Annotated in this window: 22 protein-coding genes and 1 pseudogene; 14 read left to right on the plus strand and 9 right to left on the minus strand. The window is 58.8% G+C overall.

Annotation, left to right across the window (positions count from 1 at the left end):
* The first annotated feature begins 284 nt into the window (after positions 1-284).
* From NLM15_RS33000 to NLM15_RS33020, 5 genes are all read left to right on the plus strand, one after another.
* Positions 285-734 (plus strand): Hsp20 family protein, encoded by a 450-nt coding sequence (locus NLM15_RS33000; protein WP_254121966.1) that lies wholly within the window; start codon positions 285-287, stop codon positions 732-734.
* Positions 735-804: 70 nt separating this feature from the next.
* The gene (locus NLM15_RS33005) at positions 805-1125 is read left to right on the plus strand and encodes a hypothetical protein (RefSeq protein ID WP_254121968.1); all 321 of its coding nucleotides are present in this window, start codon (positions 805-807) and stop codon (positions 1123-1125) included.
* Between the two features lie 20 nt (positions 1126-1145).
* The gene (locus NLM15_RS33010) at positions 1146-1322 is read left to right on the plus strand and encodes a hypothetical protein (RefSeq protein WP_254121970.1); all 177 of its coding nucleotides are present in this window, start codon (positions 1146-1148) and stop codon (positions 1320-1322) included.
* 43 nt (positions 1323-1365) lie between these two features.
* Positions 1366-1545, plus strand: a complete 180-nt coding sequence (locus NLM15_RS33015; RefSeq protein ID WP_254121972.1) for a hypothetical protein — start codon at positions 1366-1368, stop codon at positions 1543-1545.
* Positions 1546-1638: 93 nt separating this feature from the next.
* Positions 1639-2178 carry a hypothetical protein gene (locus NLM15_RS33020; RefSeq protein ID WP_254121974.1) on the plus strand — a complete coding sequence of 180 codons (540 nt, stop codon included), beginning with the start codon at positions 1639-1641 and terminating at the stop codon, positions 2176-2178.
* Positions 2179-2429: 251 nt separating this feature from the next.
* Here the strand turns inward: NLM15_RS33020 and NLM15_RS33025 are convergent, their stop codons facing one another.
* From NLM15_RS33025 to NLM15_RS33045, 5 genes are all read right to left on the minus strand, one after another.
* Positions 2430-2630 (minus strand): hypothetical protein, encoded by a 201-nt coding sequence (locus NLM15_RS33025; protein ID WP_254121977.1) that lies wholly within the window; start codon positions 2628-2630, stop codon positions 2430-2432.
* A 408-nt stretch (positions 2631-3038) separates the two neighbouring features.
* Entirely contained in the window at positions 3039-3683 is a 645-nt protein-coding gene (locus tag NLM15_RS33030; protein WP_254121979.1) for a DUF2182 domain-containing protein, read from the minus strand.
* A gap of 109 nt (positions 3684-3792) precedes the next feature.
* Complete coding sequence (locus NLM15_RS33035; RefSeq protein ID WP_254121981.1) at positions 3793-4494, minus strand: DUF1326 domain-containing protein; 702 nt, start codon at positions 4492-4494, stop codon at positions 3793-3795.
* A 284-nt stretch (positions 4495-4778) separates the two neighbouring features.
* Entirely contained in the window at positions 4779-4964 is a 186-nt protein-coding gene (locus NLM15_RS33040; protein WP_254121983.1) for a hypothetical protein, read from the minus strand.
* A 437-nt stretch (positions 4965-5401) separates the two neighbouring features.
* Positions 5402-5611 (minus strand): PRC-barrel domain-containing protein, encoded by a 210-nt coding sequence (locus NLM15_RS33045; RefSeq protein ID WP_254121985.1) that lies wholly within the window; start codon positions 5609-5611, stop codon positions 5402-5404.
* 354 nt (positions 5612-5965) lie between these two features.
* Here NLM15_RS33045 and NLM15_RS33050 point away from each other — a divergent pair, with 354 nt between their 5' ends.
* From NLM15_RS33050 to NLM15_RS33065, 4 genes are all read left to right on the plus strand, one after another.
* A complete protein-coding gene (locus NLM15_RS33050; RefSeq protein ID WP_254121987.1) occupies positions 5966-6475 on the plus strand; it encodes a Phasin protein in 510 nt (169 codons plus the stop codon).
* A 217-nt stretch (positions 6476-6692) separates the two neighbouring features.
* Positions 6693-7652, plus strand: a complete 960-nt coding sequence (locus tag NLM15_RS33055; protein WP_254121989.1) for an alpha/beta fold hydrolase — start codon at positions 6693-6695, stop codon at positions 7650-7652.
* A gap of 34 nt (positions 7653-7686) precedes the next feature.
* A complete protein-coding gene (locus NLM15_RS33060) occupies positions 7687-7986 on the plus strand; it encodes a hypothetical protein (RefSeq protein ID WP_254121991.1) in 300 nt (99 codons plus the stop codon).
* Positions 7987-9066: 1080 nt separating this feature from the next.
* Positions 9067-9396, plus strand: coding sequence for a PQ-loop repeat-containing protein (locus tag NLM15_RS33065; RefSeq protein ID WP_254121993.1), 330 nt, complete (start codon positions 9067-9069; stop codon positions 9394-9396).
* A 46-nt stretch (positions 9397-9442) separates the two neighbouring features.
* Here NLM15_RS33065 and NLM15_RS33070 read toward each other — a convergent pair whose 3' ends face one another.
* The gene (locus tag NLM15_RS33070; RefSeq protein WP_254124544.1) at positions 9443-9652 is read right to left on the minus strand and encodes a PRC-barrel domain-containing protein; all 210 of its coding nucleotides are present in this window, start codon (positions 9650-9652) and stop codon (positions 9443-9445) included.
* A 163-nt stretch (positions 9653-9815) separates the two neighbouring features.
* Between NLM15_RS33070 and NLM15_RS33075 the strand changes: the two genes are divergently transcribed.
* Both NLM15_RS33075 and NLM15_RS33080 read left to right on the plus strand, forming a co-directional pair.
* The gene (locus NLM15_RS33075; RefSeq protein ID WP_254121994.1) at positions 9816-10046 is read left to right on the plus strand and encodes a DUF6894 family protein; all 231 of its coding nucleotides are present in this window, start codon (positions 9816-9818) and stop codon (positions 10044-10046) included.
* Between the two features lie 1307 nt (positions 10047-11353).
* Positions 11354-11683 (plus strand): hypothetical protein, encoded by a 330-nt coding sequence (locus tag NLM15_RS33080; protein ID WP_254121995.1) that lies wholly within the window; start codon positions 11354-11356, stop codon positions 11681-11683.
* Between the two features lie 266 nt (positions 11684-11949).
* Here the strand turns inward: NLM15_RS33080 and NLM15_RS33085 are convergent, their stop codons facing one another.
* Positions 11950-12147 carry a DUF6894 family protein gene (locus NLM15_RS33085; RefSeq protein WP_254121996.1) on the minus strand — a complete coding sequence of 66 codons (198 nt, stop codon included), beginning with the start codon at positions 12145-12147 and terminating at the stop codon, positions 11950-11952.
* A 611-nt stretch (positions 12148-12758) separates the two neighbouring features.
* A complete protein-coding gene (locus tag NLM15_RS33090; protein WP_254121997.1) occupies positions 12759-13109 on the minus strand; it encodes a hypothetical protein in 351 nt (116 codons plus the stop codon).
* Positions 13110-13671: 562 nt separating this feature from the next.
* Here NLM15_RS33090 and NLM15_RS33095 point away from each other — a divergent pair.
* From NLM15_RS33095 to NLM15_RS33105, 3 genes and pseudogenes are all read left to right on the plus strand, one after another.
* Positions 13672-13959 (plus strand): annotated as a pseudogene (locus NLM15_RS33095) (DNA ligase); the annotation flags it as partial.
* Between the two features lie 1329 nt (positions 13960-15288).
* Positions 15289-15516: a hypothetical protein gene (locus NLM15_RS33100; RefSeq protein WP_254121998.1), complete on the plus strand. Its 228-nt coding sequence runs from the start codon at positions 15289-15291 to the stop codon at positions 15514-15516.
* The gene (locus NLM15_RS33105) at positions 15503-15931 is read left to right on the plus strand and encodes a hypothetical protein (RefSeq protein WP_254122000.1); all 429 of its coding nucleotides are present in this window, start codon (positions 15503-15505) and stop codon (positions 15929-15931) included. Before NLM15_RS33100 ends, NLM15_RS33105 begins: the two co-directional genes overlap by 14 nt.
* A gap of 624 nt (positions 15932-16555) precedes the next feature.
* Here NLM15_RS33105 and NLM15_RS33110 read toward each other — a convergent pair.
* A complete protein-coding gene (locus NLM15_RS33110) occupies positions 16556-17551 on the minus strand; it encodes an MBL fold metallo-hydrolase (protein ID WP_254122002.1) in 996 nt (331 codons plus the stop codon).
* Positions 17552-17728: the final 177 nt, after the last annotated feature.

Here is a 17728-nt window from a genome sequence, read left to right on the forward strand (position 1 = left end):
GCCTCAGCGGCACCGGGGGGATATGCTGAGGCCGGATCAATGCCCTCCTGTAACGGAAGACAAGATTAAAACGTCGGCTATTAACCCTTGTTCCCGGGAGGCGCCGGCCCCGCAGGAAGCCTCAAAATTTTTCGTTCGCCCCTTGAAACAAAAAAGCGCTTTGCTAATTTCTTCGTCGCCATCTGACGGTGGCGTCCGGGCGCCTGATGGGCCCGGGCAAAGAGACGGGCACCGGTCGTGTCCGGTGCCGCTCGTAACCATCTTGCTCTTTGGAGGATTTGGCTATGCGCACTTATGATTTCGCCCCCCTCTGGCGCTCGACCATCGGTTTCGACCGCCTTTTCGATCTCGCGGAAACCGCCCAGCGGGCGAGCGAGGACAACTATCCACCCTACAACATCGAGCGTCTCGCTGACGATCGCTATCAGATTTCTCTGGCAGTTGCCGGGTTTGCGCCCGAAGATATCGTGATTACGGCCGAACAGAACGTCGTCACCGTTGAGGGCAGCAAGTCCGACATGACCGAGCGCGACTTTCTCTACCGCGGCATTTCGACCCGCAGCTTCAAGCGACAGTTCAGCCTCGCCGAGTACGTCCAGGTCAGTAGCGCGGCGTTCGACAACGGCTTGCTCACTATCGAGCTCGTTCGCGAAATTCCGGAAGCCATGAAGCCACGCCGAATCGCTATCGGCGATGCCGGCAACGTTCGTAAGCTGGAAGCCAGAGCCGCCTAATGCAGGGCTTTCTGAGCCGCGCGACACTTCGCGCGGCTTCCGTTCCTCGTCAATGAAAAGGAGCAGGATCATGCGGCCGACGACCGCCGACGACCACGTTTTCGATTTCAACGCGCTGCTGCATCCCCGGATTAGGTTTGAAACGCCTGGAGATGTCGTGAAGCACCCTCACCTGAGAACGGCCGAGAAACGCGCGATACTGGCCTCATGGGCGTCCGACGCATCTGCAATCGCCTCGCGTCCCTCCATGCGTTTGCCAATCGGATTGGGAGCACCAGTCTCGATCGACGACATCCTCGCCGCCTTGCGCGCACTCGATGAAGATCCGGGCACGCCGCCGGGCGGCAAACCGTATCGCCTGCGCTCGACCGAACGTGTCATGGCCGCCTGAATTGCTCTCGGGAGGTGTCAATGGTGATCGACGAAAAACTGGCGCGCCTGCGCGCGCGTCACAATAACATCAGGCGCTATCGCCGGCTGCTGAGCACCGAGCTTCGCCTCTGGAACGGCAGTATATTCAACGGCGGCTCTCCGAGGAGACGATGGCGGTTGATTCCCTTTCGACGTCAACCTTTCCCCGAGCGATGAACGCTCCGCGACCTGCCAACCAGCGTAGAACGGAGGCGATGGCATGAATCCGACAATCGATCGGCTGGTTCAAGGCAGCGAGAAGATCATCAATCACTATCGCTGGCTGCTCAAACGCGCCAAAACGGATCGCGAGCGGGCGATCTACGAGCGTCGAATTGCTCAGGAAGAACGCTTGCTTCAACAGCTCTTCCAATGCTCACCGGGGGCAATACAGACCTGACCACATACGCCAATCGAAACTCTTCGCTAAGGTGATTATGGAGCATTTGTGACGCGCGGCCCTCGTCTCGCGCTCCGCGCGTCAGGACCCGCCATGCCCGCTATTGAACCCGATGCGAAGACCCTGAAGAAGCGCCTGGAGCTCTGTCTTGAGGCGCTCCGTCTTCGCAAGAAAATCTCGCCGACTACCACGCGGATCGAAGGCATCAAGGCGGAGCTGAAGATCTTCGCCAATGATCTCGGCCGTGGCTTCCGGGAAGTGGACACGAAACTGGGCACGTTTCGGTCTCGCCGGAAAAGCCGGAACGGTTCGACGGAGACTTCCCTGCCGTCGACGTTCGCAAATGGCAATCACTGCCCGGCTCCGAACGTAAGAAGCACCTTGAGAGCGGTCTTGTCGTCATTGAATCCCAGTGGGCCAAGCCATACCACGGGCGCGTCGATATCGAGCTTTATTGAAGACGCCCGTCGTCACACGGTCGGCCGACTGCGGGGACAGCGCGAATCTATCGCCGGCACGCTTGAGGATCGCACCGCGCGCGGCATCACAAAGGCGATCGTGCGCACCGGCCCCCAGGTTGAGCTGCTCTCGATCGAGAACTTGCGGCAGGATGATCAACCTGATCTCTTTTGAGCGGCTCAAACGAACACACCGCCGGCGCGGGGATGCGCGTTCGCTCCAACGCTGAAAGCGGACCATCGCTGCGCCGTCGGTCCAAATCAGCTAAGGGCCGCAAACGGACGTCCAACTAAATGGACGCTGCTATTCCCCAAGCAATTCAAGCTGGCTCGCCAAGCCGCTAAAGCTGTGTGAGATGTTGTTCATGATCGAGGCTGCTCTACTTGGAGCGCCCGCCTCTTTGGCTTTGGTTCTAAAAGCTTTGGCTATTGCACGACAGTCGGCAGCGCTCGGCACCACAGGTTCCTCGAAGTCACGCCCGGATGTTTGGCTGAGGAGTTTTTCACACGCAGCAAGCTGAACACGGAACGTGCGATCTGCTCGCGCACTCCTTCGGGGGCGAACGGGTGCTGGTCGAGAGTATCCCGGTATGCTTGGTCAACTTCCTCGTTTTTGTAAGAACGCATGGTCATCTCCTGACCGCCAGCATTGGAAAGGTTTGGGCCGAGTCATGGGAGGACTCACTGCTAAAAGCCTTCGAGACTGCTCTAGCTGTTCCTCTGAACGAGCAAGCATAACGCTCGTAAGCTCAGTCCCGGTTGCTGTTCTCTCTCGGGCATTCGCGACGCAGTCTGCGAAAGCTTCCAGCTCTCGGAACGCCGACATAGGAACGTCTCCCACCTGCGTGGCCATCGAATAACATACGTTAAGTTGATGACTTCGGACAGTCAAAAACGAGATGCGGTTAAGCCTAAACACGGATAGCCAGTCAATTGAACAATCGCGGTGACCCAGCCGCGTCGGCTTTGGACCACAAGCTGACATCAACCGCGTGAACGTCTCCTCGTCCTCGTCGGCGACGATCCGGGACGTCTTTAGCTTGCGCTGGTTCCGAACACTGCAACCGCTGCCAAGCATAACAACACACCAACCGCGCGGCTGAACCATTCCGCGCCCGGCGCCCATTTTTCTGCGATGACGTAGGCGGCAATGACCGCGATCCAGAGCAAATTCATGACGCCTGCGACGAACAGTAGCGCCATCAACGCCCAGCAGCAGCCGACGCAAAAAGCGCCATAGCGAAGGCCCTCACGCATCGAAATTGAAGAGCTCGACGGATTGAGCACCGCCCCCCATGGCGATCTGCAGCGGGCGAGACAGGCGTGCTTGAATGGCGTGAATTGGAAAAGGCCAGCTGCGGCCAGCACAGCGGCGCTTAGTAGCACGCTAACGCTTTCCATCATCGGCGAGACAAGAGCCGCCTTGAGGAGTGCCCAGTGCAAGAGAGTTGCTGCGACGCTGAATCCGCCCCACACCACAAAATATCCCGCTATGAACCCCGCGGCACGCGCGGAGCCGTCGATGCGGATAAGAACCGCGATCACTGGCAGAACCGATGGCAGCATCATTGCCGCCATCATCACCGCCCACATCAACAGCACGAGGCTGAGATCTGTCACATCCCAATCTACCATTTGAGGCATGATCCACATGTCCATGCCGACATCCATGTGGCGCATGCCCCAATCCATGTAGACAAGGTACGTCCATGCCCCTCCGATAAAGAGCCCGAGCAAGACCCCCACCGGCAGAAGGCGCCAAACCTCCATTGAACGTGGGCGCGGAATCTCAGGCCGAGCTAAAGGCGAAAGGCGCATAGAATCCATTCTTGCCGCTAATCTCCCACTGGAGATCAAAGTCTTTGTACGCGGTATGCGTCGATTTCGCGAGCACGTGTGGAAGCGCTCTTCCTAGCAAGTTCTCGACACGAATCTCCTTGCCGCCGAACCCCTCGATCGCGGTGATGTCAGCATCCCCGATTCCAGCAATGGTCATCTTCCACTGCCGTCCTTGGCCCTCGAACGTGATTGGCACGAACTTGACGCCGAGCACTTCGGCGACCAATCGGGCCTGCGCCGCGAACGCACCACCAGGCTTGAAGGAGAAGATCGCGCTCAGTGCCTCGCGCTGTTCCGGGCTTGCCCGCTCGTCGATGTAAAACGCCCCCCGCCAATTGCCTTTAGCCATATGGCCCGGCAAGGAGTTCATTCTCACCACATTCAATCCATCGAGCGCGACATCGCCTTTCCGGCCGGACTCGATATGGTAGCCAAGAAGGACCCCACATGTGCCGGGCGTCGGGACATTACCCACAACGCAGGGACACATTGCTTCGCAATTGCAGGCTTCCATAAAGAGGCCTTTGACGTTCCACGTGCTTTTCTCCTCCGCCGCTTCCGCAACTCGGACGGGGCGTAGCGCGCTTAGAACAGACGCAGCAGTTATTGAGCCAGCAATGTCGAGCAAACGGCGACGGGAGAATGGTGTCATCGTAACCTCCCCGCGTACGCTGATCAGCGTATTAGACGCGTTACCCGTATGAAAGGTTAGGGTCACTCGGCCTTGATGTCACAGGGCTCCTGAAGTGAGTATAGCCCTGGGCCGATCCGTGGGTAGCAGCTTTCCAAGGTCCCTGAAAAGGCGGATTTGGGTAGCAGCTTTGACGTACTTTTCATGCTGGGAACAAAAAAGGCCAAGCCCGGCGCAACCGTCAGCGCCGCCGAGCCATCTCGAAGGCGCGATGAAAACGAAAAATCGACCAAACGTCCGTTCGGTTACACGATCTCAACCGCCACATCGTTTCCAAGCACAGCGAGGTCATCGTCCAGCTGCAAAATCCGGCGCAATACTAAGCCTGAGACGATCAACCACTCGCCAGGCCTATTGCCCTCGCCAATAACCACCGTAGCATTTTGATCTGGCAGCGCTCGAAGCGCGTCTACAAGTTCGCGAACTTTCATTGACATCGCCCTCTCGGCTAGAGGCTGCCTCAATGGCAAGTTCATAGCGGCGAGCGCCTAGGTATCGCGCGAATAATTCACGGTCGCATGCACTGGCCGCTCGGATCTATCGCGCGAAGGTCTGCAGCCCGATAGCAACGCCTCGAAGACTCCACGTGCTCGATCAACCCGATCGACGTTTCACCGTTCCCTCTCTCCTGCCGGTTTTTCCCGATTGTTTTGATGGTCCCGCAAGATAGAGACTCGCCATGGGCCTAACATCTCGGCGCATCGACGAAAGTCAGAAACGGGTCACTTCCGACATGAACTTGAACTATCTGCATGTCTGCTTCAACAAGCGGATATCAACGCCCCAGCAGCTTCGCTCCGTTCGCAGCGATCGTCAGCAGCACCGCGACGAAGCCGAGGCCGCCGGCAATCCAGGCGCGCTGTCTTCGTCACTTCTGCACCGGCTTGATCGTTGAGACAGGCCACTTCCCAGGATGGCCAGCGATGGAAAGCCGCAAGCCGTGCGCTTCGTCCAAATATAGTCCCTCGACGGTCCCGGCCTTACCGTCCGTAAGCACGACCGCCCTGCCGATCAATTCCGTCTCGGCCTTGTGATATTCTCGCATAATCGCGGCGGCATGCTCTTTAGCTCGGGGCATTGCCTCTCAATCGCATTAGAGCGACGGTGCAGATGCAAACTTGGAAAATTAAGCAGCGTTCCCTTTGAGAACACCTCGGCCGACGGAGCCAGCTCTTTTACCGGGCTCGACGGCGGCCCCGGCGCCGCTTCGGCAGCGGAACACAACGAGCAGAGTGCTGACCGTTCTCAGGCCAAGCGCCGTCAAATATTGATCTCTCGGATTGCAAGTTCGGCGTTCGTGGTCCGGAGCTGCTACCTAAAATATCATATGCACGATTGAGCTGAGGACATCTCGCAGAATTTGCGCCTTTGGAACGCCGTATTCCAAAGCCTGTTGTCTTTACAGAAATGACCCCATCCCTTGGAGCGTCAGATGAGCAAACGTAAGCTGGCAACAGCGTCGAAGCGCGTCCGCAACCCGAAAAAGACCGCGCGGGCCCAACGAAACAAGCAAGCCCTTGTTAGAAGTTCGAGAGACGATCTGCACTCTGTGGCTGCAGCGGCGATTGAACGGCCTCTTAAGCTTCATAACGATCTAAAGCCCGACGCTCCACTCCGCGAGCCTCGGGTGGATGCGTTACCAGCTGACCTCAGTCAGGGGATGAGAGATAGCGATTCAACGACAGGCATCGCTTTGGCGACGTCAAACCTGCAGGCTTATCAAGCGAAACTTCTCGAGATAGCCCAAGACAACGGGCAATTTGCTTTTGAATTCGGTCTGAGGCTTGCGGCGATCAGGTCGCCAATTGAATTCTTCGCCGTTGTTACCGAATTTTCAAGAAGACGGATCGACATGTTCGGGCAGCATTCGAGAGAAATTGCTGCATATCCGTTCTGGCGGACCGAAGCGTCCCGGAAGCTGACGACTCTGCCGGGACGATGACGGCAAGCCGCAACGCTGCGGCAAACGGACGGACGCAAGCGGATCGCGCACACCGACGGTTTGCTTGCTTCGGCTGAAGGGCTATTCGCTTCGACGTGAGCTTACGCGCGACCCTAGTGAGCTCTCCGGTGCGAATGTCGGCTTTTCGAGCAAGGGTCCTCGGTTATTCCGCCCATTCGATGTACCGCGCCAGCGCGGACGATCTAAGGATTGACCAATGTCTACAACTGAAATCGTCCTGCTGATCGTTTTGGCCGGACTTCTCATTCTGTTACTCGGCAATATCGCGTTTCAGGTGGCCGCGGAGCGAAAAAATCCACCAATCGGCATCTTCATCGAGTGCGACGGAGTGCACCTGCATTATATCGAACGCGGTGATGCCGGCGCGCCTTGCGTGGTCCTGTTCCACGGGAATGGCACCATGATTCAGGATCTCATCCTAAGCGGTCTGGTCGACCGCCTGGCGCACAACTATCGCGTCATTTGCTTCGACCGGCCCGGGTTTGGTTACAGCGACCGTCCGCGGACGCGCATCTGGACGCCCAAAACGCAAGCTTCCTTGTTCGCTATGGCTCTTGATCAGCTTGGAGTGCGCCAACCCGTGGTGCTCGGCCACTCCTGGGGAACGCTGGTGGCGATCGCGCTGGCGCTGCGAAGCGGCCATGCCGTGAGCGGGCTCGTGCTTGCGTCTGGCTATTATTTTCCAACCTCTCGGATGGACTTTTGGCTCATGTCGGGTCCGGCACTGCCACTGCTCGGCGATCTGATGCGCTACACGATCTCGCCGATCATATCGTGGGCCATTATGCCGAAGCTAATGCGCACGCTGTTCGCGCCGCGCGCGGTTCCGCCGGCATTCAAGAACGAGTTTCCGCTCTCGATGGCTCTCCGGCCCAAGCAATTGAGGGCGGCCGCCGAGGAGAGCGCGTTCCTCATCCCAGCTGCCGCGCAGTTGCAGCGTCAGTATCAGGACATACGGTGCCCCGTTAGGATCGTGCATGGAACGGCTGACCGGCTCATCGAGGCCGACCAGTCGCGCCGCCTGCACGAGGCGTTGCCCCGCTCCCTGCTACATCTGGTCGAGAATGCCGGTCACATGGTTACCTATGCAGATCCGCTTGCAATAGCGGATGCCGTGGCGACGCTAGCGCTCACCGCACCGACGAGGATCGCGTAGGCCTTTCCGCCGCCCGCATGAGGTTTCGGCACAGTTGGCGCAGCGTTTGCGCCCGCTGAAGCCTTTGCGACTCTCGTCGAACTTACTGGTGTTCGAGGACGCGGAGATCGTCCAGCAGCTCGGCCTCCAGCAACTTGATGTGCTGAGCTTGTCGGATCTTCCGGAAACTCCTTGGCGAGCCGCAGGCAACGATGCAGTCGCTCCTGCAGAACCCGCTTGTCTCGGTCCCGATGAGAAGGAGAACGCTGATGAAGGGCGATATAGGCATGCTTTTCCGCAACTTTTTTCCCGCCCTCCCCCGACCAAGATTTCACTGCGCTGGCTTGCTGATTGAGACGCGCGGAAACGCGCCCACGCGGCACGCCCGTTGACTTGCAGCACGCTCGTTGACTTGCAGTACATGCAAAATATAGTTGTCCTTCTCAAAGAAAGTGGAGTTTCATCGGCGGTCTGATGGTGCGGCGTATTCCCTTCGTCGTACCGAGCTCGGTCCCGACGTGGGGCCGTTCACGCTGCATATTCATTCATAGCCGAGAAGGTGCGATGCATCGCTCAACGCACCCCACCCGTCGGTCAGAAAGTCGTTAGCCGGAAATTTCTCGATCTAGTCTGCTGGCTGCAGCGCCCCTGTTGCCGGGCGAGTCTTGCTCGATACCCCTTCCGAAGAAGGGGATTCCGAATTGCGCTTTCGATAGACGCACTTCAGTTCTTCGCGGCCCCGCGGACGCCCTCGTCGTCGGAGCAGGTAGCGACAACCAGGTTCTGCGCTCTGGATTGCCGCGCAGATGCCGATTGCAGCACACGAGGGACGGCGTTTTTGGTCAGGATCTTCTTGGCCGTCGCCCTCGAGCGCCACCTTGGCAATCTTGCCGACCTCGGTGATGACATGCCGCATGCAGTGCGCAGCGGACGTCTGAATCGTGTAATCCAGCGAAGGAATTCTTCCACGCTAGAGGACGTGGCTTGTCGGCCACACATCCGACTAAACCGAGACGGTGTGTCGGGATTCGCACAGACGCGCCAGCGCCATTTATTCAGCCTGTCGGCCATTGAAGCGGTGTGATCGGCGGATCAGCCCGGCGGTATCCTCCAAGGCCGCCGGGTTTTTTCCGGTCTGCCAGTGGCGAGGGGCTGACGGCGCTGTGTGAGTAGAGGCAAATGGGCTTAGATAATGATCTTCATCTCAAAATTGCTGTCATCGCCCTTGGCGTATTTACGACCGTCTTGGCGATCAGGCTGATAATTTCTTTCTGAGTTTCCCTCAGTGGGTGGTGCTTGCTCGGCCGGACCGATCACGGAACCGCGACTGCAGACTGCATATCCCGCATTAAGATTCTGCGAAAAGGGCATTCGATAATGCTCTTACGGGGCTGTATAAGTCGGTAGCTTCTTCCTCCTATTTGAAGAGGCTATCATGAACATATTGCATACGTGGCTTTCGCAACAGTCGCCCTTCCTCGTCGGCTATTTTGGGACCGCGCTTGTCATCGGCGCCTACGTCCCTCAGATCTGGCGCCTCTTGAGTGAGCAATGCTCCGCCGGAATCAGCGCGCGCGCCTACGCACTATGGATGTTGTCGTCAGCGCTCTTTCTCGGTCATTCGATCACCATAGGCGATTTGGTGTTCATGATGACACAGCTCGTGAACATTGTCGCGCTCGGGGCTATCCTCGTGCTTGCACGGCGGTTCCGTAACCAGGTCTGCGCCGCGCATGCGCGCAAGCTTCACGTTGTACAAGAGTAATTTTCAGGAAACGCACAACGCCAAAATTCGGCCGACATGGCGTCTGTCACTTCTGCGCCAGCTTGATCGGTGAGACGGGCCATTTCCCGGGATGTCCAGCTACGGAAAGACGCAAACCGTGGGCTTCGTCCAAGTGTAATCCTTTGACGGTCCCCGCCTTGCCATCCGTAAGCACGACTGCCTTGCCGATCAATTCTGACTCGGCTTTCTGATACTCCCGCAGGATAACGGCGGCATGCGCTTTAGCTCGAGGCATTGCCTTCAGGCATCTCGTTTTTGGTGCAAACTGCAAACGAGGGGAATTGAGCTGCGTTCCTTGAAACGTCCAGATCAGTACCACGTCTGCACCCAACCGTGCAGACAATCGCACGTCGGGAAAAATAGGAACTTCGCTCACTTATGCCGGTTCTTCCCGCCACATGCCCACCATCTATTTCGACATTCTCAGTGATGCCGACACGATCATCGACGACGAGGGCGTCGAATTGCCGGACACGTGCGTGGCACCTCAGATGGCTCTGGAACTGCTAGGTCAGGCGATTTTAGATGGATCGCGCCGTGGCACTCCGGGCGTGACCAAGGTCGAATTGCGAGATCAGAACGGGCCTTTTCTGCGCGTGTCAGCCGCTGTTGTGATCGAGAAACTGTAGCGAGATCTCGGTGATCGCGCCCCCCAAACGGACATTCATCAATGAGCGATTTTCTACGTCATTCTTCCGCCGATATGTCCGTTTTTCCGGGACGGGACGACCTGCTTAGTAGGACTGAGAAAACCTCGCCGGTCAACGACCGTCGATGGACTGATGGCTATCTGTTGCCAGTCGTATTCTTATGCGTCGCCGGCGCGGCCTCGGTTGTGTGGATCGGCGCCATCGGATGGACCAGTTGGCGGCTGATCAACTGGGTGATTTCATAGCCGTCCCGCAACCATAAGCCGCGGCGCCACCCGGCGGCGAGATCTCGAATTGCTAGCAGTTGCAGCCGGCGCGAACGGCTCGTCTAGGAACGTTGGGCTTCTCCCGCCATTGAAACAGCAAAAGGAAGGACATCATGATCCGCGACCTTTTGCTCCTGCTCGCAGTTCAATCGTGTTGAGCGCATTTATCTGGAGCATCTTCGGAAATTCACAAACACGGTCCGGCACCCGCGAGGTGAAGCATCACTATCCCTGAATGCCGCTCTGGATTTTTTTCAACCGACGTCTGAGTTCATCCGTATATGAGGACCGAACGCTGACGCGTCTGTCGCCCGGTGCCCACTTCAGCGCAGGCAGGCCAGTCTTAAATCTCCTGCGCGCACTCTCGTGCGCCCAGCACGTTCTGCACAGGGTCAGCGGAGGAGGGCTGTCAGGGTAGATCCTGACCTCGCCTGCGGAGTAGCGGCACTTGTCACTGTCGCACTTGGGATTGTTGTTCGGATTGTTCAAGCCTCGGTCAGTCGCGATCTGCCCAGTGTGAGCGAAGTTTGTGACGCGTGCATGCGCGGGTGACCGGCAACGGCCTCACGGCGCGCTGTTGCCGGACAGTGCGCTGTGAGGCCAGTCACGACGAGCCATCACTTGTGGGGGCTCGGGAAAACCCCGGCAACCGGCCGGTCGTTCCTAAGAGAGGGGCCACTTCCCGACGAGACGCTCGGCCCGCTGCGTCAGCTTCGCGCAGGTGCCGCGCGCTCGAAAAGCTCTGCGCTCACGTCATGGCTTCGACGGCCACCGCCGCTCCGGCCTTGCCGAAGGCAACCGTGCGGCTCTAGGGCAAGCGTCCGGTAGTGGCACGTCCGCCCCGCCCCATTTGAAACCAGAAGCCGGCGTAATCCGTTAGGGTCGCGTCTCCACGGCCGCCTTGCCCAAGCTTCCGGCGCCGTTGGAGGGGACGGGTGCGCTCAAGGGCGTGCCCGTCTTATCAATCTGGTTTCGCTCTGTGCGCCCGGCCCCGAAACTTCATGAAACGGAGGCGACCATATGGAGAATCCCGATCTCAAAGCGTGGGTCGATGGCTGGATGGAGAAAGTGAAGCAAGGCGCTGAAGTCCATCGCCAGCAAGGTCTGTCACCGGAGGATGCCGAAGCGCGCGACTATGCCCCCCCTGTCGTTAAGATCCTCACCATCGCCCACGTCCCGGAATCCCTGCAACAGGCGTGGCTGCAACATCTGCGCGACTTCGACGTCGCGCATCCCGGCTGTCATTTCGAGGTGATGGTGGATGCGCCCGAGATGCCGCTGCCCGACATTCTCAATATGCTGGCGATCAATCCGGGGCTGACCTTCACCAAACTGCTCGAACGCAAATGAGCTGGCCCGACCGGCGGTGCCATACCGAGCCCGGCTTGGGGCCTGAAATCAGCGGCGCTTTGCTCGCCGTTTTCCTTGTCTCAGCTTGCTCCCGTGATCGCAGGTCGGCATTGAACCAGAGTGGTGGCTGCCTCGGAGCGGCGGTGTGTCGGTGATGCTGCTGGGAGCCCTCATCATCGCGCTATGGTTCTTTTACTAGAACAGCACGATGAATCCGCCAACTGGGCCAAGGCTTACGTTCGCTTCTCAGCATTGATACGCAGGACTTAGAGCGCGTTTTGGGACTCGTCCACGACTTCCATCCGCCATTCGCGGTGGGGTGTGAGCTTCCCGCCGAGGCCTTGGAGTATCTGCCCAGCCGTTACCATGGCCTTAGACCAAGCGGCGTGCTCGTCAGCTAGCTCATAGCCTGCCCGGTCGAGTTCGCGGCGTTTGTGGGTGACGTGGAAGAAATAGCGCGGCATGCGTCAGAGTCCTACAGAGCCGGCCGCGTTCCACAACAGCCAGGGCGAAGGGCCGCGGTACGACGCGAATTCGCTCCTGATTGCATTTTTGCGGTCATCTCCCGATTCCTTTGGATGCTGTCCTGTCCACAACGAATTCGCGGCGAACTGGCATCTAGGATGTTGATTTGGATCAACCATCCCGCGAATAAGCGGGACGCCTAGGGTATACAAGTGAACAGATGGAACAGGCGGTGGTGGGACTGGTCACTGCGGTGCGCTGGGCTTATCCCGGCGCGCTCGCGCGGCCCCAGCGTCCCGCTCTTGTTGTTCTCCTCCCGGCGACGCTTGGGGCCGTCGGGCGCTGATCATGTACGTGCCCGCGAAACGGCGCTACAAAACGCGCGACGTTGTCGACTTGCTCAGTCCACGCGAGAAACGATTTTTGATGCGCTTGGCTGGCGGGAAGACTGACGCGCAGATCGCGGTCAAGCCTCGAGCAAGTCAAAGAGCAGAGAGCCCGGTTACTTGCGCGATTGCAGATCAATTCGCCCGACAAGATCGCTGATGCAGCTAGGCGATGGGCGAACTGGCCCCGCTATCGAGGCATCACTAAGAACGCAACAAATGTATTACTTCTTGAGAATGCCGATGTCGGTGTTGCCTAGGTTCTTTATGGCGCGTTCGGCGGCGGGCGTATCCACCGCGTTGTCGTGGGAAGTTGGAGCCGGACCAACCGAGGAAGCATCCACGTCGCCGGTCGCTGCGTGGCTGAGCGCGTTGCCCACGTTGGGACTGGAGTAGCCCCCAGTGCCGCTTATGGTATGCCCGGTCGATAGGGTGCCGCCCGCATAACCTTTCGAGCCGGTGGCCGCAGTTCCACTCGCTGCCGAGCCGCCACTGCTCGATTTACCTGTACTCTGGGCCAAGGCGAGCGAAGAGCCGCCAACGAGCAAGATCAAGATAGCGGCGATGTGATTCAAGAGCGGTCCTCTACTTGAATGACCGCTCAACGGGTTGCACCTCCGAAAGTTCCTAGGAACCTCCCGCTCTCCAGCCATTTCGGAATCATTGAAACCCGGAAAGCGTGAGGGGCCGCTGTGGACGACAGCGGTCCTTTGCCTTGTTGTGCAAGCTACTTCGGTGCCTGCGAGCCCGGGAATCGCAACCCTCGCTCATATGCAATCCAGTCTCGGCTTGTCTGGCTTTGCGGAGATCCTGCTATGACCGCCCTGACCCACCGCCGCCCCGCCAGCGCCGCCGAATGGCGACATGACCGCGACTGGCGTGCCGAAATGAAAGCTAAGCGCGCACGTGGTGAGAAACTGGACAGAATCTGCTAGCCGGAGAATATCGCAAGCCGATCCGGATTGTCGCCTTCAATCCAGCAGAGCGGTGCTCGGAAGATGTTTCCGGGCCGATCGCCCGCGAGATCCAGCGTCGTTGCAATGTGCAACTGAGCGATGTGCCGTCGTACCTCCAGGAGTTTGTTGATCGCTGCTCCCCACAAGACCTGCGGCAGTTCAGTCTGCACCTGGTGTAGGGATGGCCTTCCAGCGCAAAAAACCGGAAGCACTAGGCGTCAGGGCGCCCTTCCCCGGCTTCATCGAGCCGGCCCTGGCATCCTCGATCGACCGCGTGCCGTCCGGCGAACGCTGGATTCACGAGATCAAGTTCGACGGCTATCGCGTCCAGGTGCATCTCGCCAACGAAGCCGTCACCGTATTCACCCGCCGTGGGCACGACTGGATCAAACGCTTCAAGAAGGTCGCCAACGACGCCTGGCACTTCAAGGCGAGCTCGGCCACTATCGACGGCGAGATCGTGGTTCCCTGCCCCCGAATAGGATGCTCCGAGGAAACGCTGTCTGATGCAGGACTGAAGCCTTGGCAGACCAGTGGGTCTCTATGCATAACCAGATACGCTAGGGGCGCGCTCCATAATTTGTGCCGCACGATCTCGACCGCCCGCATCAAGCTGCGTTCCTTAACCGGCCCCGGAGCGGGGTCGCGTTCCTATTGTTAGGAGCACCGCGGTCTTTTAGCGGAGCGTTAGATGCCCGCTCCACCCGCGTCCAGACCAGTCAGCGCGAAGCGCTCGCTACATCGCGCTCTAATGCAGAAAATCGCTGGCTGCCACACGCCGCCGCATAAGCCCGTCCAGCACGATAAGACGCCCGCTGACCAGGAACCGTCCAGCCGGATGATCATTTGGCTCTCATGCCGACATTTGTGAGGCGATTAGCGTCGGCAACTGCTTCCAAGGATAACTCAACATGGACCGCCTGTTTCTGGCTGTCATCGTCTCGGCACTGCTGCTACTTACCGGCGCCTTAGGCTTGGCGCTCCGCGGACTTGGTGGATCTGATATCAGCGCGAAGCACTCGCTAATCACGCCCTTCCTCGTCCCGCCGTCCCCACCTCCCGATCCTGCGACGGTGGGACAGGCTGCTCGTCCTGAATTTCGTCCAGGACGAAGGGAAGAACCTCGGCCAGCTCGACCACCTGGGTGACTAAGATTGAGATCAATGCGCTCACAGCAGTACTCGCCGTTCAGGGCATACCTGTGACTGAGAGTGTTGCGCTCCCGCCTTAGTCACAGGGTGCGTCATGTCCCAAATCCCCCTGCGCCCCAGGTGTCCGAAGTACAGAAAGCCTATGCACTTGCCGATCAGGAAAACGGCGCCCAGACATTCAGCGCGTGATCGAGAGCGAAATGCGGGCGCCTGAGTAGCGCCTGACACGCGCGAGTTCGGTGCACTCTACCGTGCAGATAATCGCCTGTTGCAGCCGGCGACAAATGGCTCGCCTAGAAAATGGGCTTATTTCCCCATTAGCGAAAGGGACGACACCATGGTCCGTGACTTTTGCTCCTATTTGCCATTTCAATCGTATTGAGCGAACTTATCTGAAGTATCTTCGGAAATTCGCAAACAAGGTCTCGGCATCCGCGGGTTGAATGTCGCTCCGGATTTGCAGCCGACGCCTGAGTCAGTCCCTAGACGTATTCGGCGACCTCGTTAGAACGCGGCGGATCAGGTTTTCGTCCTTCGAGCGTCGAGACCGGCGGCTGATCGCTGGGAAGGCACACCGAAAATTTGGAACACCATTTGGCGGCGCGAGGTTCTTGCTCATCAGAGGCTAGGAAACGGAGTTTCCTTCCATGGCTACCCAGATTGTAATGGACCGCACAGGCGACGGCAGACATTTTTTTGAGCAAGACGACCGCAAGCAGCTGGCCGAGGCTGAGGAGCGCTTCAAGAAGCTAACCGGCCAAGGATTTACCGCTGCTACTCGGACAGCGGCTGGCGATCTAAACGTCGTACGGACATTTGATCCGACGGTGGAGGAAACGCTTTTCTATCTTGGCGGGGCCGGTGTTTCTGTTTAGAGGCGGCGGCGTCGGCAGCAGGGCTGCCAGCTTGCGGGCCGTGCGTGCCTTCTACCGGAGCTTTGCCAAGCAAAATGACCCGGAAACGCGTGCGTTCCGTCTCTTGCGAGAATGGCTATCTCCAGAGCAGCGCGCGCAATTTGATGCAGAAGATCATTTCGAAGTCATCGGTTCTCACACTGGCCGACGGTATCGAATTCACCGAGGCACCGTGAGTAATGTTTTGGAGCTCGATGAAGAGGGGCAACCCAAATTCGGGTGGTGCTTTCTTCCCGAATGTGGCTTGGCGGCTGGCGACGTCATGCTTGCTCAGAAGATTGCGCTCGAAACTGACGAAGCCGCAGTGCTCGCGATCGCCAACCGGGTTTCTACGAGACCGCCCTCGCGGCCCCGAGTGGTGCGGCGCGCCTATTAGGTCCGATCGCTTAGCTGCGAGACTTTCGATGCGCTGCTATATCTTCACGCTTCGACGACTGCGGCAGGACTAAACGCGCAAGAGACTGCACGAAGAGGTTGTACAACTGAGCTCTGCCTGTAGCGAACGACCCCTGTCGAGGTTTGGTATACGTGGGAAGTGCACTTGGAGGAAAAGGGCTGGGTCGACATGGCTGATCTCCGTCGCGCCATGACATTTGCTCGGGCGAAGTGGCCGAAGAAAACGTAGTGGCTGCCCCTTGCGGGCTCGAACCCGGACCTGTCACCGGACGTCCGGGCTGCCGCTGCTGCGTTCCATCAACGCTTTTAGCCTCCAGCGTCCGCTTCACCCCGGAAGCCGACCCCGACGAGCCGGTCCGGCATTTCGCCTAAGGGCCACGACCGGACACATGCACCGCAGCAAACAACAGACGTCGGTGCGCCAACGGACAAGATAAAACAAGCCGCCGGTGGCGATCCGGCTAACGTATTCAGGGAAGCAAGACGTGGGTAGATGGCTTGCGGGAGAGCCACGGTGCGCAGTCGATAAACCGCGCCGCTCTGCCGTGCAACGCCAGGGTCCCGGCTGTCCGGGACCCTCGCCGGCTGGCAAAATTCCCAACAGTCAGGTTGGGCTCAATGGGATCAACGTCATTTCCTCAGGATAATAGCGGAAGCCATCGCCCTGCTTCGCCACGTGGCCGATCCCCGGCCAAGCGAAATGATAGGCGAGCAGGCGCGTCCGGCCCTCCGCCAGCATGTTGAGCACACGCACCCGGCTCTTCGCCGACTGTTTGGCGTCGGTATCGTACATGAACTCGGTCAGGGGTTTCTCCAGAAGCAGGACCGGGTGGTGAGCGAGGTCGCCGATGTAGCACAGCGAGTCCTTGCCGGAATTGATCATGAAGACCGTGTGACCAACCGTGTGGCCCGGCGCCAAGATCGCATGAACACCGGGCAGGATTTCCTCGCCGTCCTTGATGAAATGCATCCGGTCCTTGTTCGGCTGCAGATTCTTGCGCGCCGTATCGAGAAAGACCTTGAACTCCGACGGCACCTTGGTCTCGTCAGTCCAGAAATCGTAGTCCGGCTGCGTGATGAAATATTCGGCGTTCGGGAAGTGACGCGATCCGTCGTCCGCCATGCAGCCGCCGCAATGGTCGATGTGCGCGTGCGTCATCACCACCGCGTCGACGTCTTTCGGATCGATTCCCGCCAGCTTGAGGCTGCTCATCAGCCGGCCAGTCGTCGGACCGAATAGCGTCAGGCTTCCCATCCCAGTATCGAACACGATGAGCTTGTCACCGGTATTGACCACCAGCGCGTTCTGCTGGAGCACCGCGTTGCTGAGCGGCAGGAAGTTGTCGGTAAGCTGCTTGTCCATCTCGGCAGCGCTAAGACCATTGAAGTTCTTGTGGGGGTCGCCGAGGGGCAGCGGCCCGTCGGTCACGATCGTTGCTTCAAAATCGCCGATCTTGAAGCGATAGAACGGGGCAACCTGGGTGCCGAGCTTCGGGGCCTTGGCGAATGCTGGGCTGAGCGAGCCGAGAGCGCCCATCGTTCCAACTGCAGAGGCTCCGATCAGCAAGTTACGGCGTGATACCGCATCGTATCTGGCCATGTGCTTCCTCCTTTTCGTCGCATCATTGGCGCTTATGCGCGAGCGAACGTTACCGCAGCCTGGGCCGCGCTTCGAGCAGAAAGTCGCAAAATCCGGATTGAGGTCCGGTCGCCCCGAGCATGCTGCCGATGCCTGTCGTCGCAAAAGCCGTTCCGAAGGGAGAAGTGCCTCGACCTA

This window comes from Bradyrhizobium sp. CCGB20, from assembly GCF_024199855.1.
Classification (GTDB): Bacteria; Pseudomonadota; Alphaproteobacteria; order Rhizobiales; family Xanthobacteraceae; genus Bradyrhizobium.